The 24,785-nt window shown below is 60.5% G+C and carries 19 protein-coding genes; 9 read left to right on the top strand and 10 right to left on the bottom strand.

Annotation, left to right across the window (positions count from 1 at the left end):
* Positions 1-820: 820 nt before the first annotated feature.
* The gene (locus DQW77_RS18085) at positions 821-1,057 is read right to left on the bottom strand and encodes a hypothetical protein (RefSeq protein ID WP_147094991.1); all 237 of its coding nucleotides are present in this window, start codon (positions 1,055-1,057) and stop codon (positions 821-823) included.
* A gap of 74 nt (positions 1,058-1,131) precedes the next feature.
* Between DQW77_RS18085 and dcm the strand changes: the two genes are divergently transcribed.
* Genes dcm through DQW77_RS15670 form a run of 7 tightly spaced genes read left to right on the top strand, consistent with a single transcriptional unit; the run spans position 1,132 to position 9,616 of the window.
* Positions 1,132-2,211 (top strand): DNA (cytosine-5-)-methyltransferase, encoded by a 1,080-nt coding sequence (gene dcm / locus DQW77_RS15700; protein ID WP_113259171.1) that lies wholly within the window; start codon positions 1,132-1,134, stop codon positions 2,209-2,211.
* The gene (locus tag DQW77_RS15695; RefSeq protein ID WP_258523882.1) at positions 2,204-2,644 is read left to right on the top strand and encodes a very short patch repair endonuclease; all 441 of its coding nucleotides are present in this window, start codon (positions 2,204-2,206) and stop codon (positions 2,642-2,644) included. Before dcm ends, DQW77_RS15695 begins: the two co-directional genes overlap by 8 nt.
* Positions 2,645-2,686: 42 nt before the next feature.
* The gene (locus tag DQW77_RS15690; RefSeq protein ID WP_113259169.1) at positions 2,687-4,327 is read left to right on the top strand and encodes an ATP-binding protein; all 1,641 of its coding nucleotides are present in this window, start codon (positions 2,687-2,689) and stop codon (positions 4,325-4,327) included.
* Position 4,328: 1 nt separating this feature from the next.
* Positions 4,329-5,159 carry an HNH endonuclease gene (locus DQW77_RS15685; RefSeq protein ID WP_113259168.1) on the top strand — a complete coding sequence of 277 codons (831 nt, stop codon included), beginning with the start codon at positions 4,329-4,331 and terminating at the stop codon, positions 5,157-5,159.
* Positions 5,152-6,972, top strand: coding sequence for a DEAD/DEAH box helicase (locus DQW77_RS15680; RefSeq protein ID WP_113259167.1), 1,821 nt, complete (start codon positions 5,152-5,154; stop codon positions 6,970-6,972). Before DQW77_RS15685 ends, DQW77_RS15680 begins: the two co-directional genes overlap by 8 nt.
* Complete coding sequence (locus DQW77_RS15675) at positions 6,969-7,406, top strand: EcoRII N-terminal effector-binding domain-containing protein (RefSeq protein ID WP_113259166.1); 438 nt, start codon at positions 6,969-6,971, stop codon at positions 7,404-7,406. Before DQW77_RS15680 ends, DQW77_RS15675 begins: the two co-directional genes overlap by 4 nt.
* On the top strand, positions 7,406-9,616 hold the full coding sequence (locus tag DQW77_RS15670) for a helix-hairpin-helix domain-containing protein (RefSeq protein WP_113259165.1): 2,211 nt from the start codon (positions 7,406-7,408) through the stop codon (positions 9,614-9,616). Before DQW77_RS15675 ends, DQW77_RS15670 begins: the two co-directional genes overlap by 1 nt.
* A gap of 177 nt (positions 9,617-9,793) precedes the next feature.
* Here the strand turns inward: DQW77_RS15670 and DQW77_RS18275 are convergent, their stop codons facing one another.
* The 8 genes from DQW77_RS18275 to DQW77_RS15635 form a co-directional block, all read right to left on the bottom strand.
* Positions 9,794-9,952 (bottom strand): hypothetical protein, encoded by a 159-nt coding sequence (locus tag DQW77_RS18275; RefSeq protein ID WP_181711303.1) that lies wholly within the window; start codon positions 9,950-9,952, stop codon positions 9,794-9,796.
* 209 nt (positions 9,953-10,161) lie between these two features.
* Positions 10,162-10,917 carry a Qat anti-phage system TatD family nuclease QatD gene (gene qatD, locus DQW77_RS15660; RefSeq protein WP_113259163.1) on the bottom strand — a complete coding sequence of 252 codons (756 nt, stop codon included), beginning with the start codon at positions 10,915-10,917 and terminating at the stop codon, positions 10,162-10,164.
* The gene (gene qatC, locus DQW77_RS15655) at positions 10,914-12,248 is read right to left on the bottom strand and encodes a Qat anti-phage system QueC-like protein QatC (protein WP_258523881.1); all 1,335 of its coding nucleotides are present in this window, start codon (positions 12,246-12,248) and stop codon (positions 10,914-10,916) included. The genes qatD and qatC overlap by 4 nt, the downstream gene beginning before the upstream one ends.
* A gap of 11 nt (positions 12,249-12,259) precedes the next feature.
* Entirely contained in the window at positions 12,260-12,865 is a 606-nt protein-coding gene (gene qatB / locus DQW77_RS18385) for a Qat anti-phage system associated protein QatB (RefSeq protein WP_309301323.1), read from the bottom strand.
* Between the two features lie 296 nt (positions 12,866-13,161).
* Positions 13,162-15,117, bottom strand: a complete 1,956-nt coding sequence (gene qatA, locus DQW77_RS15645) for a Qat anti-phage system ATPase QatA (protein ID WP_113259177.1) — start codon at positions 15,115-15,117, stop codon at positions 13,162-13,164.
* 103 nt (positions 15,118-15,220) lie between these two features.
* A complete protein-coding gene (locus tag DQW77_RS18080; RefSeq protein ID WP_147094990.1) occupies positions 15,221-15,406 on the bottom strand; it encodes a hypothetical protein in 186 nt (61 codons plus the stop codon).
* Entirely contained in the window at positions 15,403-16,473 is a 1,071-nt protein-coding gene (locus DQW77_RS15640; RefSeq protein WP_113259160.1) for an AAA family ATPase, read from the bottom strand. The genes DQW77_RS18080 and DQW77_RS15640 overlap by 4 nt, the downstream gene beginning before the upstream one ends.
* A 336-nt stretch (positions 16,474-16,809) precedes the next feature.
* Positions 16,810-19,359 (bottom strand): adenosylcobalamin-dependent ribonucleoside-diphosphate reductase, encoded by a 2,550-nt coding sequence (locus DQW77_RS15635; protein ID WP_113259159.1) that lies wholly within the window; start codon positions 19,357-19,359, stop codon positions 16,810-16,812.
* Between the two features lie 110 nt (positions 19,360-19,469).
* On the opposite strand from DQW77_RS15635, the gene DQW77_RS15630 reads away from it, so the two are divergent.
* Together DQW77_RS15630 and DQW77_RS15625 are read left to right on the top strand one after the other, a co-directional pair.
* Positions 19,470-19,904 carry a DUF1489 family protein gene (locus tag DQW77_RS15630; protein ID WP_113259158.1) on the top strand — a complete coding sequence of 145 codons (435 nt, stop codon included), beginning with the start codon at positions 19,470-19,472 and terminating at the stop codon, positions 19,902-19,904.
* 403 nt (positions 19,905-20,307) lie between these two features.
* Positions 20,308-20,889: an outer membrane protein gene (locus DQW77_RS15625; protein ID WP_113259157.1), complete on the top strand. Its 582-nt coding sequence runs from the start codon at positions 20,308-20,310 to the stop codon at positions 20,887-20,889.
* A 124-nt stretch (positions 20,890-21,013) separates the two neighbouring features.
* Here the strand turns inward: DQW77_RS15625 and DQW77_RS18635 are convergent.
* Positions 21,014-24,785: tandem-95 repeat protein (locus DQW77_RS18635; RefSeq protein ID WP_113259156.1), on the bottom strand; the 3,772-nt coding region annotated here is incomplete at its 5' end.

The following is a 24,785-nucleotide window of genomic DNA, read 5'->3' as shown; positions in this document are numbered from 1 at the left end:
GTCCGATCTGACCGCGACGATGCGCGGCCGGTGTTTCAACGGCCGGAGTCGTAGCACCGAGAAAACGACTCCGGAAGTTTTTTCCATTTCTTTCCAATGGCTTGCGAGAAAACGGCGAGATCAGTTTTTCGCAAACACGACGCCACAAGCCCTTGAACCCCGCCCTTCACGCCAGCCGATATCTGCCCGTTTCCCGGCCCGGACGCACCGCGCCAGAGTCTGCGAAAACGTCCCGTAAGACCCCGAGGACACGAGCGGCGGAAAAGTTTTTCCGAGCCCGACCCGAGAGTCCGGACCTTCAGCCGGCGTTGCGCCAGCGTAACCGCGACCGGGTCGCGGCCCGATTCGGGGGCATTGCGACCGGGCCGACCGCGGTGCGCGCGGCCGTCCCGGCGGGACAGAAGGGGTGACATGACACCTCCCACAGACAGGCATGATCGTGGCGGCCCCGCGGATGTCACGCGGCCCGAGAGCAAGCCCCTCGCGATCAGGCTGTGGTGGGTCCTCTCCCGGCGCTCACCGGACGTCCCCATCAGGGGGGAGCATCGCTGTCTGGCGAAGGGATGGACACGCGCAGGGCCACAGGCGCCGACCTCGAGGGGTCAGGCTATTCGCGATACCAGCGCGGTCAGGGCGATATGTGCGTTCTGTGTCATGGGGCGGACATAGCCGGACCAGACCGCCCGGCGCAACGAAACCTCGACCGGGCAAGGCCCACCCGGCCGGGGCGTGTTGCAACGCCGCAACGCCGAAAAACTCTTTGAATTCAAGCCGCCACCAAGGGGGTTGCGTTCCGCCCACTGTATCCTCACTACGTTCGTCAGTGGGCGATCGGCAGCCACCACACATTTGCGCCTCGATAGGCGACCGAAGCGTGGCATCCGATCCGAAAATTTTTCATGTGGAAGGGTTGACAGGATTTCTTCTGGAAGAGCGCTCTGGCGCGCATTTTTTCTGCGCTGCCTTTCTCCATCGCCCACAGATATCCACAGCCCTGTTCCCCTTTCGGCCCCCGGCTTCTTTTTTGAAGGTGGACTTTTTCTTGGGTGAGGTTCACTCTTCATTCATAATATCCAGGGAACAAATCAAGAAGATGTCCTGGATGTAGTGACAAGAGGAGCCGACGGGAACATGCAAGATCAAAACAACACTTCGAGCTTTCGGTTCGTTGACCTCTTTGCCGGGATCGGCGGCCTGCGTATCGGCTTCGAAGGCATTGGCGGAACTTGCGTGTTCACAAGCGAATGGAACAAGTTCTCTCAAGAGACGTACCGCGCCAATTTTGGTGAAGATCACCCGATTGCGGGTGACATCACCGAAGTGGACGTCGCGTCGATCCCGGAGCACGAAGTTTTGCTCGCAGGCTTTCCATGTCAGCCCTTCTCAATCGCCGGTGTGAGCAAAAAGAACTCCCTCGGTCGACAGCACGGCTTTCTGGATGACACGCAAGGCACCTTGTTCTTTGATGTGGTCCGGATCCTCCGACATCACAAGCCGAAAGCGTTCCTGCTGGAGAACGTCAAGAACCTGCTCTCACACGACAAGGGAAACACCTTCAGGGTCATCATGCATGCCCTAGATGAGCTGGGGTATGAAACAGACCACAAGGTGGTCGATGCACGGCACTGGGTGCCCCAGCATCGAGAGAGGATTTTCATCGCCGGCTTCAGGCGCGATGTGCCCACGACCTTCTCATTGGACGACGTCTTGGTCCCCGACGCGCCGAACCCGCTACTGTCCAGTATCCTCCACCCGGAAGACGGATCGGAGGCACCCGAGGAACCTTATACCCTAGGTCACGATGCCAAAGTTGCGCCGAAGTACACGCTCACACCGAAACTCTGGGCCTACTTGCAAAACTATGCGGCAAAACACAGAGCCGCAGGTAACGGTTTCGGCTTCGGCTTGTGTACGCCGTCCAGTGTCGCCCGCACGCTGAGCGCCAGGTACTACAAGGACGGTTCGGAAATTCTGATCGCTCAAGAGGGAAAGAACCCAAGACGGCTGACGCCTCGCGAGTGCGCAAGGTTGATGGGCTTCGACCGGCCGGGATCGAACCGCCCCTGGAAGATTGTTGTGTCCGACGCACAAGCCTACCGACAATTCGGCAACGCGGTCGCAGCGCCTGTGGCGACCGCGATCGCCGAAGCTATGAGCCCGTGGATCAACAACGCTGTCGCCATCAGACCGCGGAGAGAACTGTTTGGCTGAAAGCACCCCGATGGACAGATCCGAGATGATGTCGCGGATCGGTTCGCGGAACACGAAACCGGAAATGGTGGTCCGCAAGGGGCTCCATGCCGCGGGTTTCAGATACCGTCTGCATGCGAGAAACTTGCCCGGTTCGCCAGATATCGTTCTACCGAAGTGCAGGTCCGTGATACTCGTCCACGGATGTTTCTGGCACGCCCATAAAGGGTGCCGGAATTTCCGCTTACCGAAGTCCAACACCGACTTCTGGAGAGAAAAACTCGTGCGCAACGCCGAACGGGATACGAGGCAGCTCAAGGAACTGCAAGATGCGGGGTGGCGCACTCTCGTCGTATGGGAGTGCGCGACGCGCGACTTTTCCACAAAGAAACTGGTCGAGACCATCGCGGCATGGTTGCATCAAGAGGTGCAGATCGTCCAAATACCGGATTAGCAGCCATGAATTCGGAACCGCCCGGAATGGAAAGGAAAAAGAGTGTCTGACCTGATAAACGAACCGGACGCCTCCCGACTGATATTCGGTCTTCGGGATACTGGCTATAACTTCCGAACGGCCGCTGCGGACATTATTGACAACTCCATCGCGGCCAACGCGGACGAAGTGCACGTGCGGGTCGACATTACCACTGAAGGTAAGAAATACGTCTACTTTGGCGACGATGGCGACGGCATGAATGAGACCGAACTTCGCGCCGCGATGCGCTATGGGGCCCCTGTGCGGAAGAACCTCGCGAGCCTTGGCAAGTTCGGCCTCGGCCTGAAAACCGCGTCCAGCTCGGTCTGTCGGCGCTTCGCGATTATTTCCCGGAAAAATCCTGACGCTCCCCTGAACAAGCTGGCATGGGATCTTGACCATGTGGAGGGGACGGGTCGTTGGGAGATGCTACGCGATCCCGTCGAGCCACATGAGCAAGAAGCATTCGACGAATTATGTGGAGACAAGGGTACACTGGTGGTCTGGTCAAACTGCGACCGCATGCTTTCAAAGCACTATGACGAACCCGGCGGCACGAAAGAACAATCGGCAGTCAAACGGCTTCGCAAAAGTCTAATTGAGCATCTCGCGCTGATCTATCACCGGTTTCTCGACGCAGCGGATACGCGAGAGCGTCATATTACAATGTCGGTCAACGATGAAGCCGTAGAAGCTTGGAACCCATTCTACCCGGAAATGTCCGAACAAGTGCTCGCCGAACAACAGCAGGAGATTCCGGTCGAAGGGGATGACGGTGAATTATTGGGAACTGCGGGAATTCGAGCGTGGATCCTGCCGCATCGCAATACTTTGACGACGGAACAGCGCAAGAAAGCAAATATCACCAACCGGGGGCAAGGCTTTTATATTTACAGGCAGGGCCGACTGATCAATCAAGGTGGATGGCTGGGTGTCTTCGGCGCGCACGGTACTTTCGAGCCACACATGTCCCTTCTCAGGATCGAATTCGAATTCGGATACGAACTCGACGAAGCACTTTACGTGGACGTCAAGAAATCGCAGATCCTGTTTGACCCCGCCCTCGAAGAATACCTTGAAAAGTTGCTCGGCAACGCGCGACGCGAGGCGAATAACCGTTACAGGCGCAAGGAGAAGGAAGCCGCGGTCAAATCGGTTTTGAACCACTCTTCCGCGAACACTTCGATCAGCGCCACACCGACCGCGAAGAAACCCAAGGTCGAGAGCGCGGACGCAGAGTCCCAGACTGCCGTGGTGACGAACTCCCGCGGTGCGGGGATAAAAATCCGGCAACCTGTCCAGAACAACGTCGACCCTGACAAGGTCCACGTCCAAGCGGTCGAGACGATCACGTCAGGGGACCTCTGGGTGCCGGTGCTGCGGAGCGAAAGCACATCGGGTCACGTTCCAGGCGTGGAGCTGAACAAACATCATGAATTTTACCAGAAGATATATCAGAGAGCCGGGGCGAATGGGTACTCTGTCCAAGGTATGGACCTGCTTTTATGGGCGTTTGCCGTGTCCGAGATGGATAACTCTGACGAGGAGCTGGCTCCGATCTTCGAGGACATCCGGGATGTTGTCTCGTCCAACCTCAAAAAGCTCCTCAGGGATGTGCCGCTTCCCGACAGCACTGACCTGACCGAGGGCGGAGACGGTTGAGGTGCTCGCCCGGAAGCTTGACCTCATCGCGGATGCGTTGGCTCAAGGAACCGGCGCGGCCATCGCTGTCCGAGCGCTGGAAACGGGAAGGCGCAAGGGCTTGCGCATCTGGTTCAACGATCTGGACGAAAAGCGCGGCCCTGTCGCGGAGCTGAAGCCGCATGGATTGAAATCCCACGGCGTCAGCCTTGGGTTCGGATCTTTCTCGGCCCAAGTACTGGAACAGATTTCCGATGCGAGCCCGGAGGACATTCAACTCGCCCGTTCCCTCGTGAAATCGGTCGCACGGTCAGCGGAAATTGATATCCCCGGGCAATCGGTTGACGAGTGGCTTGTACAAGATGGCGGTTTTCGCATCGAGGCGCGTTATCGGCACGATCATACCCTGCCTCACGAGGATGAGTCCCTCACCGAGACCTGCCGGGAGGTGATCATTCCGCTCATGGCGGCCATGGCTGAACTGATCGGATACGACGTTGTCGAGGACCCGTCCGCCTCTCTCACCCCCGAAGTCGAAGGCGGCTTGAGCCGGGCGACCGTTTCCCGACGAGAACGCAACCCTCGAAACCGGCTTCTCTGTCTGCGAATTCACGGCGCCTACTGCGGTTGCTGTGGATTAGACCCTGAGAGCAGGTACGGTCATGCTGGCAGCATCCTCGAGGTGCACCACCTGGAACCGGTTTCAATGCTTGAACACCCACGCCCATATGATCCGGAAACGGACCTCATACCGCTCTGTCCCAACTGTCACCGAGCCGTGCATACGCGCCGTCCGTGGCCCCTAACGCCCCATGAGCTGGCCGCATACATGGAGGAGGCCGGGCATGCTTGAACTTGAGAAGTTACCCACGTCTTTCAGGGACTTGATGAATTCCCCGCCGAGCGGCTTTTCAATCTCGGATCGCATCCTCGATGCCGAAGTGCGGATCGATCGTCTCGACGGCAACATAAACGCCCGACTCGTCGGTGTTAGAACGGTAAAAGGGCGTCGTCGGCTACTGGACACTCCGTCGTATGAACATGCCTGGGTCAAGGACGGGGACGTTCTGCGACCTCTTCCAGCTGACGCCCCCGATATCTTCAAATCCATGTTGGGCGGCTCGGATCCCGAGAACCTCGCGTTCAAGGCGGCCATTGATCTTCTACGTGACGAAACAGGAAACCTACCGGTCTCGGCGACAGAGGGATTTCAGACATCCGGAACCGAGGCTGCGGCACCTCTTCCGGGCACCGTTGAAATACCCAAACTCCAAGCGACTCTATACCCCTACCAAGCGAAGGGTGTGGAATGGATGCGGCGCACGCTGAAGAACACAAGCGGCCTGATCCTCGCCGACGAGATGGGTTTGGGGAAAACCCTACAGATCATAGCCTTGCTTTTGATGGATAAACCGCCGGAAAGCGCACCAGCGCTTGTGGTCTGTCCGACCAGCCTTATTGCGAACTGGGTTCGTGAGATCGGTCAATTCGGTCCATCGCTATCGATCCATGTCCATCGTGGACCTTCTAGGACAGGCGTATTTCGCGGCCTTCAACAAAGCAATATGGTGATCACGACCTATGACACGATGGTCAATGACATCGCGCTCTTCTCGGCCTTTGAGTGGTCGTGGGTCATTTGTGACGAGGCACAAGCGATCAAAAACCCGGATTCAAACCGACGCAAGGCGATTGCGTCCATTCCACGCCGGAAAGCGATACCCATGACCGGCACACCTGTAGAGAATACTCTTCTCGACCTCTGGTCGCTCACTGATTTTGCGATCCCGGGTCTGCTCGGAACCCGCAGAGAATTCGAAACGGACCATCCGGACTCCCTCGAGGCGGCAGCCGAACTTGGCAGGATAACGGATCCGGTGATCTTGAAGCGCCGGGTATCCGACGTTGCCGACGACTTGCCCGAAAGGATCGACATCGATCTTCCACTGGATCTGGATGAGGGTCTTGTTGATCACTACCGGGCGGTCAGGGAAGAAACGCTGGAACGTTACCCTGTAGCCGGCGCCTTGGTCGCAACGCTTCAGTTACAACTCGTCTGCGCGCATCCATGGCTTCGACAGACCAGAATGGAAGACGTTGACGGTGAATTCGCCGAGTTGGACCGCTCGTCCGGCCAGTCGCTGATGACCCCCAAGATGCAACGTACCATCGAGCTCCTTCACGAGGCTTTCGCGAACGGTAGGAAGGTGATCATTTTCGCGTTGTTCAATCGCATCGGAGACCTCATCCGTGAGGCCGCCAAAGGGCTGCCCGAAGCCTTCTGGGGCGCGATCAACGGCAGCACAGATCAATCTGACCGCCAGACAATAATTGACGAATTCACCGCTCATAACGGGCCGGGCTGCTTGATACTCAATCCGAAGGCCGCCGGCGCGGGGTTGAACATAACCGCAGCAACAATCGTCATCCACTACACACCAGTTTGGAACCCGGCACTCGAGGCCCAAGCGAGTGCGAGGGCGCATCGCAGAGGCCAGACCCTGCCGGTCACGGTTTATCGACTCTTCTACGAAGACACGGTGGAAAGGGTGATGCTTGACCGATCGGCTTGGAAACAAGAACTTGGGAACGAGATAATGCCGCTGGCCACGCGGGATCGAGAAGATATTGATCGGGCGCTAGCGATTCAGCCGGGGAAACCATGACTAGAACGGCCTTCAGAAAGAACCTGAGTTCCAACGATGTCGGCGCGACAGGGGGACATCAGGCGGGTGTTCTGATTCCTAAGGGTGAAACCGACCTGCTGTCGTTCCTTCCAGCACTGAACCCGGATGTGAAGAACCCCGACGCTTGGATCACTTGCACTGATGAAGACGGCGAGGTTCACCGCTTCAGGTTTGTCTACTACAACAACAAGTTGCATGACGAGAATGGGACACGGAACGAGTATCGCATCACCCATATGACCGCTTGGTTTCGGGCGCGGGGAGCGCGAGCAGGAGATGCGTTCGAGATCAGCCGGGATCAGGACCAGTCAGAGTACCGGATCCGGATTGTGCGTGCTGAAGAAGTAACTGATCAAGAAGACCAAGCGCCCCCCACAAGGCTCCGCCTCAGAGGGTGGCGGCGCGTGCATTGATGTCGGGCGTCAAGTTGACAGGTTTCCCGTTCCTCGTCGCCCGCGCAGAGAGGTATCCGGTAGAATACTTGCAGATACCTTCGGGAACCAAGGATGCGTTGCGCGAGCAAGGCATAAGAAACGTGGCCGACTTGATCCACTTCATCGGAAGCCAAGGATATTCTGCACCCGAATTCCATCGCACGCTTGATGCCCTCAATACCCTCGCTTCGGTAAGCTCACCGGCGGGTCCGGACTGGTATGCCTATTGGGAAGCCAGAGGGTTCGAGTTCCACGAAATGTGTTTGACGTGCCATGAGTTGGAGGAATTCGATGAGAACACCCCGGTCTGCGCAATCAACAGGGAAAGCTTCGGGAACGCCGGGGCCATGTTGGCCAGAGCCGGTTATGACACGCTCGGTGCTCTGGCCGAGGGTCTTCGGTCCGGGATCGGGGACGTCGCCGGCATGGGCGGCAAGAAACGTGCAGATTTTTTCAGCAGGCTTGTCGACTTGGTATACGGCCTCCGAGAGGGGCAGCTTTCTGCTGGATCACTTTCTTCGAGATTTCCGCTCGGTGTCGACGGTGACAACGGCGCTCGGGACACCGTCAAGGCAACGATGGCATACGAATTTCACGAGGAAGTCTTGGGTTTGGGAATAGGGGTCCTGCACGCCGGCGCCAAGACCAAAGCGCTGATAGCCGCCGGATACCGGAATGTAGGCGACCTTGCGGCAGTCGGGTCAAGTACTCTGATCGCTTTGCCGGGTATGGGGCGAAGCACTGTGCGGAAGATCGAAAAATCGCTGCAAAGTCTGCAGGACGCGCAGGACGAGGCCGGCAACATCGATTGGGACCGATATTGTGATGCGATCGATATCCCCCTCCTCCCGGTTGACAATGTGGCACTAGACGGAAACAGCTTTGCCGCTATGGTCGGCGTCACGCTCGGCGAACTCGGACAAACGCTTCATGACCCTGTGTTGCAGAAGATCATCGCGGGTCGGATTTCAAAACCCCCTCACCATCGCGAAACGCTTGAAGACATAGGTTCATCCCTGCCTGAGCCGATCACGCGAGAGAGGGTTCGTCAAAAGGAAGCCAAGCTGCTCTCAGCGCTCGCAGCCGGCCTTGTCAACGATGATTACGCGCATCTGGAAGTCCATTTCCGTCCCGAATTCGCCGATTACTGGAAACGGGCAGCTACGCACTTCGCGGATGCGGAAGAGGACATCACGTTCGCTGCCTTGGTAGACGGTCTGATCGAAATATGGGGCGCTGATCGTGCCATCCTACTTGAACACCTGCCCCTCATCGCGACGGTGATTACCGGCGAGGTCATGACCACCTCCGCTTTCGGCGATGCCACGCGACTAGATCCCCGACTCTTGACCTTGTCCGAGGCTGATCGCAGCATTCCGCTTCGGCACCTTCAGATCGGACGCGCAGCGCGAGCACTGCGCCGACATGGCATTGAAACCATAGGCGACCTGATTTCGAGCATAAGGCAGGGCACCGTCTCACGGGCATCCGGCGCACACTACCGGACCGCCATCGCGCACTTGGATCAAGTGGTTGCTTCCCTCGACGCGCATCGGCGTTTCGACCGGCATACCTACCTTGAGAATACCGGCGTGCCTGCGCTTCCGGAAAAAGACCCGTCCAGTCCCGCGGATTTCATGCAGAACCTCGCCGCCAACGTATCAGAAATCCTCGCCGCCAACCCTCCACGGATGCGTTCACGTGAAATTTTCGTCCTGCGCACCGCACGCCCCATCGCAACGCGACTGACCATGGAGAAAACTGCGGAAGTCCTCGACACCTACGGGCCGAGCGTAAAACGGGAAGAAACGGATACCCTCGAGTGGTTGAATGAGGTCATACTCCGCGGGGACCATGCGCTTGCTGGCATCGCTCTACGTCCGGTTTTCACACGTACATGGCAACGAATAAACGAGGTTTTCGACGAGGCAAACGGCGACGCTGAACTGTTCCAGAGATATCTCGCGGCTACGTTTGGTATCGAGGAAAGCGACGTGGAGCCAGCCATGCCCACGATGATCGCGATTCTCACCGGATACCCGTATGGCCGTCTCGGGAGATACACCCGCATGTCAGTCGACCCTGTATTGGAAGAAGAAAACACTTCCATAGACGAAGACGTCAAGGAGGTGGCAGCGGATACCATGCCCGCTCGCATCAAGCTCAAGGGGTTTCGAAGGACACATTGATCATGCGCCGAGACGGCAACGTAGGTGGGCGCTTCTCGCCCGCCTTGCGCTCTGGCGCATCCGCATTGCGGACGGAGTGGTTTCCCTGCTCCGACACAGAGTCGCCCGGGCCCGGCGTCGGCGTTTCGCGGTGTCGTTCCTTCGGGGCGTGATCCGGTGGCCCTTCACTGGTCCGGCTCAGCCCCCGAAATACTTCTCTCCCTCACCGACGCCAAGCGTCTCCAGCGCCTTGGGGTCCGGCACCAAGCCGTCCGGCCGGGTCAGCGCGTTCGGAACGAAGGGGCCGCGATAGGCCAGAAAGGGATCGCCCTGTGCGCTATGCAGCTCTCTCTTCACCTCCCGGACCAGCAAGATGAAATCGGCTAGTTGCTGAGCTCCAGAATAACCGCAACCGGACATTCGCAGACGAATAAATCATTATCTACTCGCCAAAATTTGAAGTCCCTCATGTTCAGTATAAGTCTATTTTGGCTCGTGCTTTCAGAGGAGCCCCAATGTGTGATGGGAAATTGCTCAAAAGCCGGTATGCACAAAATAGGCGATATTCAACTGAGGAGTGCCCGCAAGTTTTCGTTAAGGCATACGTCCACCTCCTCATGCTCCCAGCTGAACAGCTTTGCTAGACCGTCACGCGCAGGCTTCACGTCAGCTGGCGCTCCTCCACTCGTTTCTCCACGAGTAAAAGGACCGTCTGTCTCTGTCAGGATACGGCCCTTGGGGAGTGAATGTACAAGCCTTGCAGATCGCTCGTTGCGTAGCATTTCGGCATTTATCGAAAAGAAGCACCCCATCTCTGCGGCCCGGCGTGCCTCTGCAGCGGATCCGGTGAACCAATGAAGCACGACGCGGCTGCTCCCGACGGGTAGTTTTGCCTCAATCATATCAAGGACGACTTTCGCACAGCGGACGCTATGGACCGAGATTATCTTGTCGCCAGCGATGGCACATGCACTCAAGACTTCTGCGAAGACGGACTTCTGCTGTTCGAACGAGCTATAAAACCGTCGTCCCGCGTCCAAACCGACTTCACCCACGTATCGCGTTGACGGGAGATACTCTTTCCAAATCAGGAGTTCTTGTGCGCGATCGGCGACAAGCTGCGGATGTAGTCCGAGTGCGGCCCTCACATAATGCGTGCGATCCGCCAATTCCTTATTGCGCGGGAATGCTTTCGGCGTCGTTGTCACAGTTAGTGTGAAAACGCACTCCCGTTCGCGTTGCGCTACCGCTGCGGCGTGATCGGGGTAGAGGTCAAGGTGGCAATGGAAATCGACCAATTGTGCGGTTCGGCGATAGGTCATGATGATGCCGTCTTGACGCCATCCAATATCTTGCCGACCTCTTCTAACCCTCGGCGATAGACGTCCGCATAGGAAGCAATTCTGTCGGGATAGTCGGACAATGGGCCGGGTTTGTGGATCATCATTCGCGCCAATTCGGGTCGACGCGCCAATCGGCCTATCGCCAATTGGAATGATCGGACCTGCTGTCCTTCGGCTTGGCGCGTATCCAGCGTACTTTCCGTAAGATCCTGGACGCCGTATTGGGTGGGGTCGTTCCCATCAAGCGATGCTCTTCGGATCAGGCAGGGAAGGCAATAACCGCAATGCCCTTGCGATTTTCCCTTCCAACGCGCCTTTGCAGGGGATGAACATGACAGTGAATGTCCAGTAGCCGCGTCGAGGGCAATGCGATTGGTGCATTCTTTCACCATCTCGCCTTTGGTTTTATCCCAATAGGGATTAACCAGCACGCCATCAATCCCGAGCACGTCTAGGAGTTCGTTCCATCGAGCCATGTAGAAGGGATGCGTAGTGCGCGTGCTCAACGCGCCTAATCGCAGTCGATCAAGCGGAACGTTCAAAGCGATGAGGCCGTTTTCGGGCACGCGCATGACGAATTCCTTACCCAGACCGGTGCCTGCTGCCACGCCCAGCGAGAAGAACAAAAAAGATCGCCCGCGCGTGGTGCTTTCGGACTCCACACCGTCGATCAGCCCGTCCCCAAACGTCATCCAGATACGCAGTCGATCGAATTCGGCATCCGGATACGCCGTTTTCAAGACCTCATAACAATCTTCCTGAGATTTGCTGACCGCACCTTCACCGGCATGGCTCACAAGCAAAGGCGCACCACCCGCTTCGAGGGTGTCGATCGCGCCAATCAAACTGTCGAGGCCGCCGGAGAATAGATTGATCGCGTCGAACGGCACCGGGAGCAACGGTTTCGGTCGTGGCTTCGCAAGCATTTCTTGGGCCGCGGGTCGTGCCCTGAAACCGATTTGCCACCGATCGCCCGTCAGGAAGTCGAGCGCGCGCTTTACGATACTCGCCGACCGGGTCCAGAGATTCGGATCGCTGACCGGCACGACCAACCTGATCTCTCGCGACCAGCCATCTTGCGATTCCGTGCTCCGCGCGAGGCGCGTGTCAGCGGCATGAATGTGAGCGGCCAGCACCATTAGATCGACCGCTACCTCGCTCGGTCCGAGGTTCAATTTCTCCATGTCTGACAGGGCGTAGCCGATCCCGTGTCCGAGACGGTCGCCGACCAAGAGGTCGAGTTTCGACACAATCTCATCGCTGGCCGCAGGGATGCCGACGTCGTCCTCCGACCCGAAGTGTCCGATCAATAGGTGCCGTCTCATGCCTGGGCCTCGCTTTCTCCAAGTGCTTCAAGCATCTCGAAAGCCGCCTCATACACGCTGTCCACGAATCCTGAGACCTGATCTTGCGAGAGTGCGCCGATGTCGACCGCTGCCGCATTTACCGCATCGGTCACGCCTCGCTGTATAAACTCCGACAATTGCGCCTCGATCCGTTCCACCGTCCGGGCATCGGATGGCATCGTCACGACCCGCGCGCCGATGTCGTTGCAAATGCGCGCCTCGATAGTGTGCGAAGCGTAAAGCTCGAAGACCGTCTGGATCTGTTCCGATGTCAGACCATCAATATCGGTAATGCCTGCGTCTGCAAGATCGGCGATGGTCTCGATGAACGCGTCACGGGCGATGCCTTCATCGATCGATCCCCCGTCTGGGCAGATGTAATCCGCCAATCCGGCGAATACCTCTTCCACCGGACGACCAGCAAGGCTTTCGAGATTAAGCGATCGCAAAGCCTCTCGGACACCGTTCGCACGGGCATTTCCCAAGAAGCTGACTATGCCTGATGCGGTGCTGCGGGACGATCCCATGCGACGTGCAGCGGACCCGGCACCGCCAGATGATCGCGACACATATTGTGACATCGCCCGACCGAGACTGCGTCTGTCGCTCCCACCCGAACCAGCGAACCGCGTGAAATTGCTGCGCGCCGACCGAAACCTATCGCTGGTCGGGGCCGGAACCACTGGCTGCCGATCCGCGGGCGCGGCGGGCGGCACTCCAGGAGTGGCTACAGGCGCGTCGCCATTTATTTCATCGGTGGGCGCGGCATCCCCACCGGGCGCATCCCCATCGGCCCCACCATCTCCGTCGCCTTCCAACCAACTCGGGACCAGAGGTGTACCGCCAGACGCCCCTCCGAATGCATTCGACGTGCCCATCAGCGCCTCCTCTTGCTTGTGCGTGTCGCTGTGCTCGCGGCCGCCTTGAGGGTTGGGGACCCGTTCTCTGCCCAGTCGGCGAGGAGGCGATCGAAACGAGCAACGAATTCGCTACCTTGGATTACCCCCGTCCAACCCGAAGCGACCCAGGGGCCGCAACGATTGGCAGGTAAGCTCTCGAGCATGTCGAGGAGATTCGTCTGCAGGATATCGTGTGCGCGAACGAGGACCGTTATTCCCGCCACCCCAGCCGGCTCCGTCTCAAACGAATCCCCGCCCATAATGCGGCCCCGCAGTTCTTCGAAGACTTGTCCCGCTTCGGCTGGCGCCAGCTGCCTCAACTCTCCCTCTTGGGCCTGGACCGCGAGCTTCGAGCCCATCAACTTTTCAACCACCGCGCTCAAGCGTCCGAGTACCGATGCAGCGCCGAAGTAGTCCTTCCGATCCTTCGCGACAAACAGATAGGGCCGTAAATCTTCCTCCCCGATCTTCGGAGACAGCTTCGCCCAGGACCGGATCACATCCGACCCTTTCCATTCGGCGAGCATTACGCTGTCCAGATCTGGTTCCGATTTCTTCCGAGGATTGTCCAAGTGCGAGATTTCGGGGCCCTTTGTGGCCTTCTTCTTCGGTTTCTCGGCAGGTGGGTCATCGGCCTCCAAACGTGCAAGATCCTCACATCGTCCATATTCATCCTTCGCCGCCGCCGTCGCAATCTGGTCGAACAAGCGCGACATGAACCGTTCCGCGAGCATGAGCTTCGCCAACACCGGCAGTCGCACATCACGACCAAACCCTCGGGCCTGCGCGGTCTGGTTGCGCAAAAGCAGGGTGTTCAGGAACCGCTTGATCTGTCGCGGATTGCCCTGCGTTCCGCTCGCAAGGATTGGACCGATCTGATCGCTGAGTGTCAGTGCGTTGGTCACCCCGGTGCCTAGGTCTCCCAGCGTCTCCTTCACCGTCGCCGCGTCAAGGCCGCCGGCTTCCCACGGTCTCTCGAGCTGCTTTCGCGCAACTGCGATCAGCTTTCCGTAGTCTTCATGAGCTTCGCCGAGTTCCGCGCCGATCAGCAAGAGTGTCACATAGATGCGAGTCTCGGTCTCACCCAGAGCCGGTATTCTGAACGGTACCTGGATCAGCTTCTCGAGATAGTTACGCGCGTAGTCGCGCGGACCCGTCGTATCGGGTAGTTCGGGGAAATGCTTGCGGACTGAATATTCGATCATGGCCTCGTCCGCCGCCACGATGAACGCCGTCCGATCTGTGAACACGAACAAGCGGACCGCCTCCAATGTCTCGATCGCGATATCAGGCAGACACCGATCCAGATCGTCGATCAGCACGACGAGTTGCTTGACGTCGGCTTTATTCAGCAATTCGTTAAAAGCATTCCGGAACGCCCCAATCTCTTCGGGCAGACGCTTCGATTCATCGGGCTTCAACAAGCCATCTATGCCGTTGACCACGGCATCGTAATTCTCTCTCGTTGCGAGCTCACCCGGATCCGCGAGAAGGCTCTTCACTCCGCCTACAGCTGCGCGTATCTGGTCGTGTGTCGGAATCCCTGACAGAGCCGTGAAGGCCAGACCGCCTCCATGCCGCGCGACTTTGAGCCAGTCGATTCGCTTGAAAATATTCGTGACTGCCTCGGCCGCCTCGGTGCCGAGGGATCGCTGCTCGATCAGTTCGGTAACGATGCCCTCTATGAGCGCGATCTTCGCATCTTCGAAACCTTGGAAACGCCAGCCGTTGAATTTGATGCAAAGAACGTCTTCATCGTTGCGCAGCGTGTCGTCGATCATCTCCAATATGCTCGATTTGCCCGCACCCCAATCGCCATGCACGCCGATCGTGACGGCCTCCTCGGGCCGTTTTGCGAGTAGGTCGATAATCGTCTTGGCGATGGCCTCGTTATTGAGGAGATCCACCTTCGTTTCGTTGTCGGTTAGGATCAAATGATGGCACCTTTCCAAAATGCATGCACAGATTGCGATGATCAATCTATCAGCAATTAGATGTTAGATATCACATCATCACAACACATGGTAGATGACTGCCTCAGGCGGTACAGTGATTGCCTTTCTCGAAATCGTAGACGAACACGGTGCCGCACATTTCGAAGGTCACTTCGGCCATGGGCTCAGGTCCTTCCAGCAGAAAAGCCGCCATCCGGTTGAGCTGGGAGTGGGCCGGAAGTCCGTATTCCGAGGCGTCCCGGCCCTCCCGGCGGCATCCTCCACTCAATTCAACACCGGCCGCCGTTCCATCTGCTCAGCCCTGTCGAGCATCCGCTGGACCACGCGCAGGCTCAGGGCGTCGGCGCGGTCGCGGTGGTGCTGGAGGGTCTCGATGACCGCGTCCTGCGCCGGGGCGGTCAGGCCCCGGGCCACGCCCTCGCGCTGCGCGAAGCCGATGAGGTCCGACAGGGTCAGCGCCGGGAGCACCAGCGGCGGGCAGCGGCTCAATAGCGGCTCGGGCAGGCCCCTGCGGCTGTTCGCGGTCATGATCCAGCCGATCCCGGACATGTCGAACGGCACGCGGTAGAACGGGCATTCCCAGCGGGCCGCCGAGACCGGCTCCATCAGCGCGAGCAGCGCCTCGGTCAGGTTGTGGCGGTTGCCGCCGGTATCGCGCACGGCCCCCGCCTTCTCGACTTCGTCGACGACCACGATGGGGTTCAGAACGCGGTGGTTCAGTATCGTGTCCAGCGGCTTGCCCGGGCCCGCGTTTCCCCAACCGCGCTGCGCACCGGCGATCACGAAGCTCGCCGCCTCCGCCGCCGCGTCGACCAACGAGGTCGGCACGCCGAGCGCAGCGGCCAGGGCGCGTGACCAATGGCTTTTCCCGATCCCCGGCGGGCCGACCAGGAGCATCGGCGGCAGCCGGAAGACCGGCGCGCCCTCCTGCGCACAGCGGCGCATCGCGTGCCAGGCGACCTCGGTCGCCGGGGCCATCCAGGGCATCCGCGTATGGATGTCGGCGGCGATCTCGTCGGCCCGCGCCTCGGTCGCGACGGTCATCGCGCGGACCCCGTCCTTGATCGCCGCGAGTCGCTGCTTTTCTTCACGCTTCAGGTGAGCGGTGCCCGAGGCCGCGCGGGCGCGCTCGACATAGGCCTGCGCACGCGCATGGAAGCGAGCCACATCGTCATCGGTGATTGCGTCCATCGCGCGCTGGAACGCCTCGATGTCCGACTCGAAGAATGGGTGGCCGCGCAGGCGCATGAGGTGCCGGCGCAACCGGGCCGAGACGTCTGCGACATCGGGGATGTCTTTGTCGAGCCGGGTAAGAAGGAAGGGCAGCTTGGGCATGAGGGGAGTCCTTTCTGGCTCGGCGCGCGGCAAGCGCCGCCACGCCGCCCTGCCGGCGGCGCAGGCCGCGGCAGGCGTATTGGAAGAAAAGACCCCGGGTGTCTTGGGGCTATCCGTGCGTCGGAACTGCGTTCCCGGTCAAGGGAGACGCCGAACCGGGACGGTGCGTTCAGGGACGCCATGGGCCGCCAGACGACAGATCCAACAACCCATTGATTTACCTATATTTTCGAAAATTCCGAGGCGCCGATGGACACGAATGCCGTGTCATAGTGGACAAAAACCCCCATAAATGGTCATTTTTTGGTGGGTCCTACACTGTTCGTGTTGTGACAGCTATTGACACTTGGAATGGCCGCAGCTGGCGCAGGTCATGCAGCCTTCTATCATGCGCATGTCGTACTGTCCGCAGGCCGGGCAGGCGGGGCCGAGGGGCGGGTCGAGGTTCACGACATCCGCCGTGGGGTCCTGCTTGAGGCCGAGGCCCTCGCCCTCGAGGAAGCCGATGGTGATCATGTGCTGCTCCAGCACGCCGCCGATCGCGGCGAGGATCGACGGAATGTACTTGCCGTTCATCCACGCCCCGCCGCGCGGATCGAAGACCGCCTTGAGCTCCTCGACCACGAAGCTCACGTCGCCGCCGCGGCGGAACACCGCCGAGATCATCCGGGTGAGCGCCACCGTCCAGGCGAAATGCTCCATGTTCTTGGAGTTGATGAATACTTCGAAGGGACGGCGGTGACCGTTGAGGACGATGTCGTTGACAGTTAGGTAGATGGCGTGGTTGCTGTCGGGCCACTTGAGCTTGTAGGTGGCACCCTCCAGCTCCGCGGGCCGTTCCAGCGGTTCGGACATGTAGATGACGTCGCCATTGTCATACCCGGCGGCGAGATCCTCGGGTTGGCTCTCTGATTCCGAGGGCAGCGCCCGGCCGCGGGGGGGGGTGAAGCCCCCGCCCGGGGGGGCGGCCGGGGGCTGCCCGGCGGTGCCGTCGGGCGGGTCGTTGACCAAGCTTTCGACCCCTGTCTTCAGTGCCGCAGCGATCTTTTCGAGGGTCGAAAGTTTTGGAGAAGCCGACTTGCCTTTCAGAATGTCGTATATGGCCGTCGGGTTAAGCCCAGCAGACTCGGCGAGTTGCCTCGCGTTTATATCACGCGCGGCCATCAGCCTTTCCAGCCTCTCGACCAGCGGTTCCGCTTTCTTGTCCTCCCCCACACTCAGAACGCTTCCCGTCACCTCGTTCGGCCTGTACGTCGTGCAGCCCTTGCAGCCCATGTCCCAGGCCTGCATGTAGACGTCCTTGAACGCCTCGAAGCCGATATCGGCGGGCACGTTGATGGTCTTGGAGATCGAGCTGTCCACCCATTCCTGCGCCGCCGCCTGCATCTTCACGTGCGCGTGCGGTTCAAGCGTCTGCGCGTTGACGAAATGGTCCGGCAGGTCGGCGTCCTGCCCGAATTTCTCGCGCCAGACCTGCACCGCGTAGTCAACCACCTCCTCCTCGGTGCGCGTGCCGTCCTTCTGCAGGACCTTGCGGGTGTAGGAGTAGGCGAAGACCGGCTCGATCCCGGAGCTCACGTTGCCGGCATAGAGGCTGATCGTGCCGGTGGGCGCGATCGAGGTCAGCAGCGCATTGCGGATGCCGTGTTTCGCCACCGCCTCGCGCACATCCTCGTCCATGCGGGCCATCGTGCCCGAGGCCAGAAAGGCCTCGCGGTCGAACAGTGGGAACGGTCCCTTTTCGCGCGCCAGTTCGACAGATGCGAGGTAGGCCGCGCGGGCCACCCGCCGCAGCCACTCGGCAGTCTGGGCCGCGCCCGCGTCCGAGCCGTAGCGCAGCCCGCACATCAGCAGGGCGTCGGCCAGCCCCGTCACCCCGAGCCCGATGCGGCGCTTGGCCTGCGCCTCCTGCGCCTGCGCCTCGAGGGGAAACCGGCTGACATCAACGACATTGTCCATCATCCGTACGGCGGTCATGACCAGATCGTCGAGTTCGCGGTCGTCGATGGCCGCGCCGTCACCGAACGGGTCGCGCACCAGCCTCGCGAGGTTGATGCTGCCGAGCAGGCAGGCGCCGTAGGGGGGCAGGGGCTGTTCACCGCAGGGATTGGTGGCGGCGATCTCTTCCGCGTATTGCAGGTTGTTCATCGCGTTGATCCGGTCGATGAAGATCACCCCCGGTTCGGCATAATCGTAAGTCGCCTTCATGATCGCGTTCCAGAGGTCGCGGGCGGAAATGGTGCTGTAGACCTTGCCGTCGAAAACAAGATCCCACGGCCCGTCCGCCTTCACCGCGGCCATGAAGGCATCCGTGACCAGGACGCTCAGGTTGAACATTCGCAAGCGCGCCGGATCGGACTTGGCGGCGACGAAATCCTCGATGTCGGGATGATCGCAGCGCATGGTGGCCATCATCGCGCCGCGGCGCGAACCCGCGGACATGATCGTGCGACACATCGCGTCCCAGACATCCATGAAACTGAGCGGTCCCGAGGCATCGGCGCCCACACCCTTCACGCCCGCCCCGCGCGGCCGGATGGTGGAGAAGTCATAGCCGATCCCGCCGCCCTGCTGCATGGTCAGCGCCGCCTCGCGGAGGGCATCGAAAATCCCGCCCATGTCATCGGGAATGGTCCCCATGACGAAGCAGTTGAACAGCGTCACGTTGCGCCCGGTGCCCGCACCGGCGACAATTCGGCCCGCTGGCAGGAACCGGAAATCCTCCAGTGCCCGGTAGAACCGTTCCTCGCAGTCCGCCGGCGCGGCCTCCACGGCCGCCAGGGCGCGGGCCACGCGGCGCCAGCTGTCCTCGACGCTGCGATCCGCCGGGAAGCGGTATTTCATGTTCCAGATCTGCTCGGCAATGGGGGCGGTAAAAGGGGCCATGGCGGTGACTCTTTGTTCCTGGCGGGAGCATGACATCATAGCGCAAGTCACGGGGTTCCACAATTGGTTGCCGAATCTCCGTGAACCACTACAAAATATGTTCAGGGGGAATGACAGTGTCGAAATTGCATCTCATCAAGCTGAGCGTCGGATCCGACAGCGTCGAAAGCATTGTCGCGTGGCAGAAGCAAGCGCGTGCCCGTGGTGCGGACGGTCTGCCGCGGCACATTACCCGCATGTGGCCACGCCGGGCGGCCGAAATACTGGATGGCGGCTCGATCTACTGGGTGGTGCAGGGGGTCGTGCAGTGCCGGCAGAAACTTCTCAGGTTTGACGAGGTGACGGGTGATGACGGCGTGCGCCGTTGTGGCTTCGTTCTCGATCCGGAGGTGATCCCGACAGCAACCGCCCGGCGCCGGCCCTTCCAGGGCTGGCGTTATCTTCAGCCCGAGGACGCACCGGCCGATCTTGCCGGCCCCCGCGCGGACGAGGACAGCCTGCCGGCGGAACTTTCCGCCGCGCTTGCCGAGATCGGGGTGCGGTAAAACCTGTTGCGCCGGATCGGAGTCGCCCGCCCCCCGCCAGAACCGTCTCAGAACGAACCCAACACGACCCGGAAGGCCGGTGGTGTTCGATCCTGTCATTGACGGGAAGGGTGGGTGCCGTGCCGGATCCGATCTGCCCGGGCACAAGGGGCTTGCGGGTGGCGTTGTCCCGGACCAGTCGGCAGCGGTGACATGCGGATCGGTGAAACTCCGCTGAAACAGGGGTTGGTCACCTCTTCTTGACCGGCCGCGACCGGCCCGATCCTTGATCCCCCGCCATCGCCGACACAGTTTCGACCCAGCGGGAAACGCATGCAGGGGACCCGGGCGGTCGATCCGAAACGACCCCGTCAGGCGACCCGATGCCGGAACCGACAGGACAGAATTCAGGAAGGAACATGACATGAATATGAAAACCCCGTTTGCCGCCACTGCCTTCGCGGTTCTTGCCGCACCGGTTGTCGCAGGTTCGGCAGAGACGCCGGAGCCCGATCCCGTCATCTCGGAGCCTGCGCCGGTCGTTGCTTCAAGCCCCGACTGGACCGGCTTTTACGCCGGTGGTCAGATCGGGTATGGCGATGTCGATCTCAGCCCCGGAGGCAGCGGCGATGACGTTATCGGCGGTATCGTCGGCGGTTACGATCACGACCTCGGCAATGGCTGGGTCATCGGCGGCGGCCTGGATTACGACTTTGCCGATATCAGTGTCGGCGGCCTGGACGTCGAGGAGGTGTTCCGCGCCAAGCTGCGCGGCGGCTACAAGATCGGAAGCGGCCTGATTTACGGCACCGGCGGTTATGCCTGGGCCGATACGGATGTGGCTGGTGACGATGACGGCTATTTCATCGGTGGCGGGTACGAGCATTTCGTGACCGAACAGTTCACCGTCGGTGGCGAGGTCCTGTACCACGAATTCGACAATTTCACCGGCACAACGGATGTCGAGGCGACCACCGTGCAACTGCGCGGCACCTTCCGGTTCTGATCGGCCGCGCCGCGGGATCACATCCGGCGATGGCCGCCTTCGCGGGTGGGCCGTCGCCACAGCCCGGCGCCGAGCACCCGTCCGGCGAAGCCGGGACGTGGAGGTGCGAAACCGGATCGGGCGGTCAGGCGACCACCACGTTCACGTCATCATCCACGGCCAGCGTGGCCAGCAGCGTGTTGGAGCCGTCCAAGAACTGGTAGATATCGAAGGTCGTGCCGTTGCCGTCGGTGACCGGCCCTGGCCCGGGCGAGTTCGTCGTGATCGTCCCCCCTGACGGGGTCGTCAGCTCAAGATCATCACCGGAATCGCCATAGACCGTGGCGCTGTCAGGGTCGGGCAGGGCGCCGCCCAGAAGTTCCTCGAGTTCGGTATCCCGCTCGGACGACAGCCCTTCGATATCTGCCAGTGTCAGGGACAGGCTGTTGTCGGCATGACCGTTCTCCATGTCCAGCGCCTCGATATCGGTGATGGTCAGTGTGGGCAGCACATCGCTTGTCAGATCGCCCGCCATGTCGAATTTCAGCGTGTCGCGCCCCGTGCCGCCATCGGCCTCAACCGTGCCCGCCGGTGCGCCCAGCACGAGGAGGTCGTCCCCCGCGCGGCCCAGCAAGCTGTCATTGCCGCCGCCGCCGATCAGGAGGTCATTGCCGTCGCCGCCGTCAAGCGTGTCCGCGGCCGTGCCGCCAAGCAGAAGGTCGTCACCCTGGTTCCCGTTCAGCGTCACAGCGTTATCGGGCCGTGTGAGGCGCCCGGCTTCGACGATGGTGATCTGATCGCCGGTTGTTCCAACAAGGTCACCGTCGAGATCAAAGACAGTGGTGGCCACGAAATCGTTCTGATCACCGAGCAACCCTTCGATCCCGTCGATCGAGGCAAAGGGCAGCAGGAAGTCGAGCCCCTGCGCATCGAAACCGTCACTGGTATCGTCGGCGATGACGCCGTGATCCACCCCGTCGCTTGTCAGTGTCAACTCGAACGAGACAAGCTCGGCCGTGAAGAGCGGGGTGTTCTGGATCGCGGCGCCAAGCTCGGTCGCGTTGTTGATCACCACGGTGGTTCCGTCGCTGTCAAAGGCGTAATCGGTTCCGTTCTCGGTGTAGGTGTCCTCCAGGACCGTAGGGTCAAAGCTTGATCCTATCCCGAAGGTCTGGATGTCAAGATCCGGTACCGCCGTGCGCAGGGACTCGAGTGCCGGTCCGATGCTTGTTGTGTCGCCGGGCTGGCCATCCGTCACGAAGTAGAGGAAGTTCGCCTCGTTATTCGGTTCCCCGGCAAGAAAGGTTTCGGCCTCCGAGAGCGGAGGCTGGAAGTTCGTCCCGCCCCCATTATAGTTTGCCTCGATGACATCGAGCGCTTCCTCGGCATCGAAATCGCCGCTGTTGTCCACATTGTCAAAAAGATCGAAGGTCGCGGATGATGTCGCGCTGGTGTCAAAGGCAACAAACTTGACATCCACCTGCGTCTGCGTTCCGCTGAATTTGCTGCGCAATTCGATTAGCGCATCCTTCACGGCGTCTATTATCGTGCCAAAATTTCCCGAGCCGATGCTGCCGGATTCATCCAGAGCGAACATGATGTTGATGGGTGTTGCAGAGCGTTCCACGCGCGCGCTGCCGGCCGGATCGTCCTGCCCCGTTTCAAGATTGATGCCCAGGCCGACATTGCCCTCGCTGGCCTGTGTCCCGCCGTCCTGCTCTAGCTCGACGGTCAGGTCCACGGTCGTGCTGTCTTCGCCATCGGACACCTGCACCTCGAAATCATCGAACCCGGTTTCACCGGCGTTCGGCGTGTAGGTGAAGCTGCCGTCCGAAGCAAAGGCGATGCTGCCTTTAGAAGGCCCGCCGTTCGGGAAGGTGAAGCTGAAGGTGGTGTCGTCCGGATCGGTGATCGGGATGGCGCCGGCAATATCCCCGCTATTGTCGCCTTCGACAAGAACGTTTTCTGCCACCGGCGCGTCATTGACCGGGGAAACGACAATGGTGACGGTGGCGCTGTCGGAGCCGCCATTGCCGTCCTCGACGGTGTAGGTGAAGCTGTCGGTGCCGTTGAAATCGGCGTCCGGGGTGTAGGTGTAGCTGCCGTCGGCCGCCATGGTGACCGTGCCGTCGGCGGGCGCGCCGGTGACGGCGTGGGTGAGGGTGTCGCCGTCGACATCGGAGGTGGCGTTGGCCACGGTGCCGGCGGCCTCGTCGTCCTCGTCGATAAGCTCGAATTCGCCATTGGCCACCGGCGCGTCGTTGACACCTTCAATCTCCATGACGGAGCTGTGGGTCGAAATTTGCGCACCTGAAACGACATCGAAGGACAGGATGAAACGGCCGGACTCACCTGCCTTGAGGGAATCGTAATTGGCCGTGTCCACGACAGCCGTGGTCGCGCCGATGCTGAAGGGCGCGGTGTTGGTGGTGTCGCTGTCCCCCGCCGCAGCGATCGAAAGCGAGCCTGGGTCGATCTGCGGGGTTTCCCCGTTATCGGCATCACTGGCAGTCAGAACCGTGGACGGATCAAAGGTCACGTTGGACAGCACGCCGGTATCGCCCTCGTCGACAGGCGGGAAATCCGCGACCGAGATTACCGGCGCGTCATCGAGGCCGGTGACCGAAAAATTCGCGCGCACCTCGTTGGACACCGCGCCGTTACTGTCGATGACGGTGTAATCTATCCCGTCGGCGCTGGACCCGCCGGTGGGAACAAAATCGAAGGCCCCGCGCGGATCGAACGTGAAATCGCCGTTGGCCTGCAGGGTCAGGGTCGCGCCGGAGGCAAGCGTAACCGCCGTGCCGAAGACTGGCGGGGCGCCGTCCACGGTATGGATCGTGAAACCATCGCCATCCGGGTCTGCATCCACCCCGGCGGTGTTGTCGTCGAAGAGGTTGCCCGTCAGCACCGTATCCTCATCCGTGACGGTCAAATCGTCTTGCGCGACCGGCGCGTCATTGGTGCCGTTGATTTGCACACTCACCGTTTGCGTGTCTGTGCCGCCGTGATTGTCTTCCGCCTCGATATCGTAAGTCAGTACCACGGATTGCCCGACTGAAAGGACATCGAAAGCCTCGCCGCCGCTGTCAAAACTCCATGTGATGGTGTCCGACGTGTCGGTCGGGCCGATCGCCGGACCCGGAGAGAGGCTCAGCATTGTCTGCAGCGTCGCAAGCCCGGGAAGTCCGGGCCCACTGCCAGTGCCTGTGACCGTCACGCCGGTAATCGTGGCGTTGACCGTGTCGGCGCGGTCGACGTCCAGAACGCTCAGCGTGCCCGCCCCGGTCAGGCCGCCATCCGTCTCGGCGATGGTTATGCCGCCGTAATCGCCAAGCCCGATGCTGATTTCGGGAGCGTCATTGGTCCCGGTTACGGTGATTGCGATGGTGCCGGTATCGGTCAGGCCGTTCGAGGTAGCGGTGTAGTCGAGGGTCGAACTCTCCGTCTCTCCGTCGGCCAGATCCTGGTAGTCGGAAACGGAGGCATCGAACGTGTAGCTGCCGTTCGCGTTCACCGTAAGGCCGGCCGGAGTGGCACCATTTACCGCGAAGGTGATCCCGGCGTTATTGTTGTCGATGTCATCGGCATCCAGTTGACCGGTGACACTGCTGTCTTCGTCAAGCGAAACGGATTCATCCTGTGCAACCGGTGCGTCATCAACCGCGGAAACGAAAATGGTGACGTCCGCGCTGTCGGAGCCGCCATTGCCGTCCTCGACGGTGTAGGTGAAGCTGTCGGTGCCGTTGAAATCGGCGTCCGGTGTGTAGGTGTAGCTGCCGTCGGCCGCCATGGTGACCGTGCCGTCGGCGGGCGCGCCGGTGACGGCGTGGGTGAGGGTGTCGCCGTCGACATCGGAGGTGGCGTCGGCCACGGTGCCGGCGGCCTGGCCGTCCTCGTTGATGGTCTCGGTTTCG

Origin of the sequence: Roseovarius sp. TE539 (assembly GCF_003298505.1) — a bacterium.
GTDB lineage: Bacteria > Pseudomonadota > Alphaproteobacteria > Rhodobacterales > Rhodobacteraceae > Roseovarius.
The sequence above is the reverse complement of the archived record's forward strand: the minus strand, read 5'-3'. Positions and strand labels throughout refer to the sequence as shown.

Coding starts and splice junctions, on each gene's coding strand:
- qatD (WP_113259163.1), bottom strand. CDS start 10,917: ATGACCTATCGCCGAACCGCACAATTGGTCGATTTCCATTGCCACCTT.
- qatB (WP_309301323.1), bottom strand. CDS start 12,865: ATGTCACAATATGTGTCGCGATCATCTGGCGGTGCCGGGTCCGCTGCA.
- dcm (WP_113259171.1), top strand. CDS start 1,132: ATGCAAGATCAAAACAACACTTCGAGCTTTCGGTTCGTTGACCTCTTT.
- DQW77_RS15630 (WP_113259158.1), top strand. CDS start 19,470: ATGACAGTGTCGAAATTGCATCTCATCAAGCTGAGCGTCGGATCCGAC.
- DQW77_RS15625 (WP_113259157.1), top strand. CDS start 20,308: ATGAATATGAAAACCCCGTTTGCCGCCACTGCCTTCGCGGTTCTTGCC.
- DQW77_RS15670 (WP_113259165.1), top strand. CDS start 7,406: ATGTCGGGCGTCAAGTTGACAGGTTTCCCGTTCCTCGTCGCCCGCGCA.
- DQW77_RS15675 (WP_113259166.1), top strand. CDS start 6,969: ATGACTAGAACGGCCTTCAGAAAGAACCTGAGTTCCAACGATGTCGGC.
- DQW77_RS15640 (WP_113259160.1), bottom strand. CDS start 16,473: ATGCCCAAGCTGCCCTTCCTTCTTACCCGGCTCGACAAAGACATCCCC.
- DQW77_RS15680 (WP_113259167.1), top strand. CDS start 5,152: ATGCTTGAACTTGAGAAGTTACCCACGTCTTTCAGGGACTTGATGAAT.
- DQW77_RS15635 (WP_113259159.1), bottom strand. CDS start 19,359: ATGGCCCCTTTTACCGCCCCCATTGCCGAGCAGATCTGGAACATGAAA.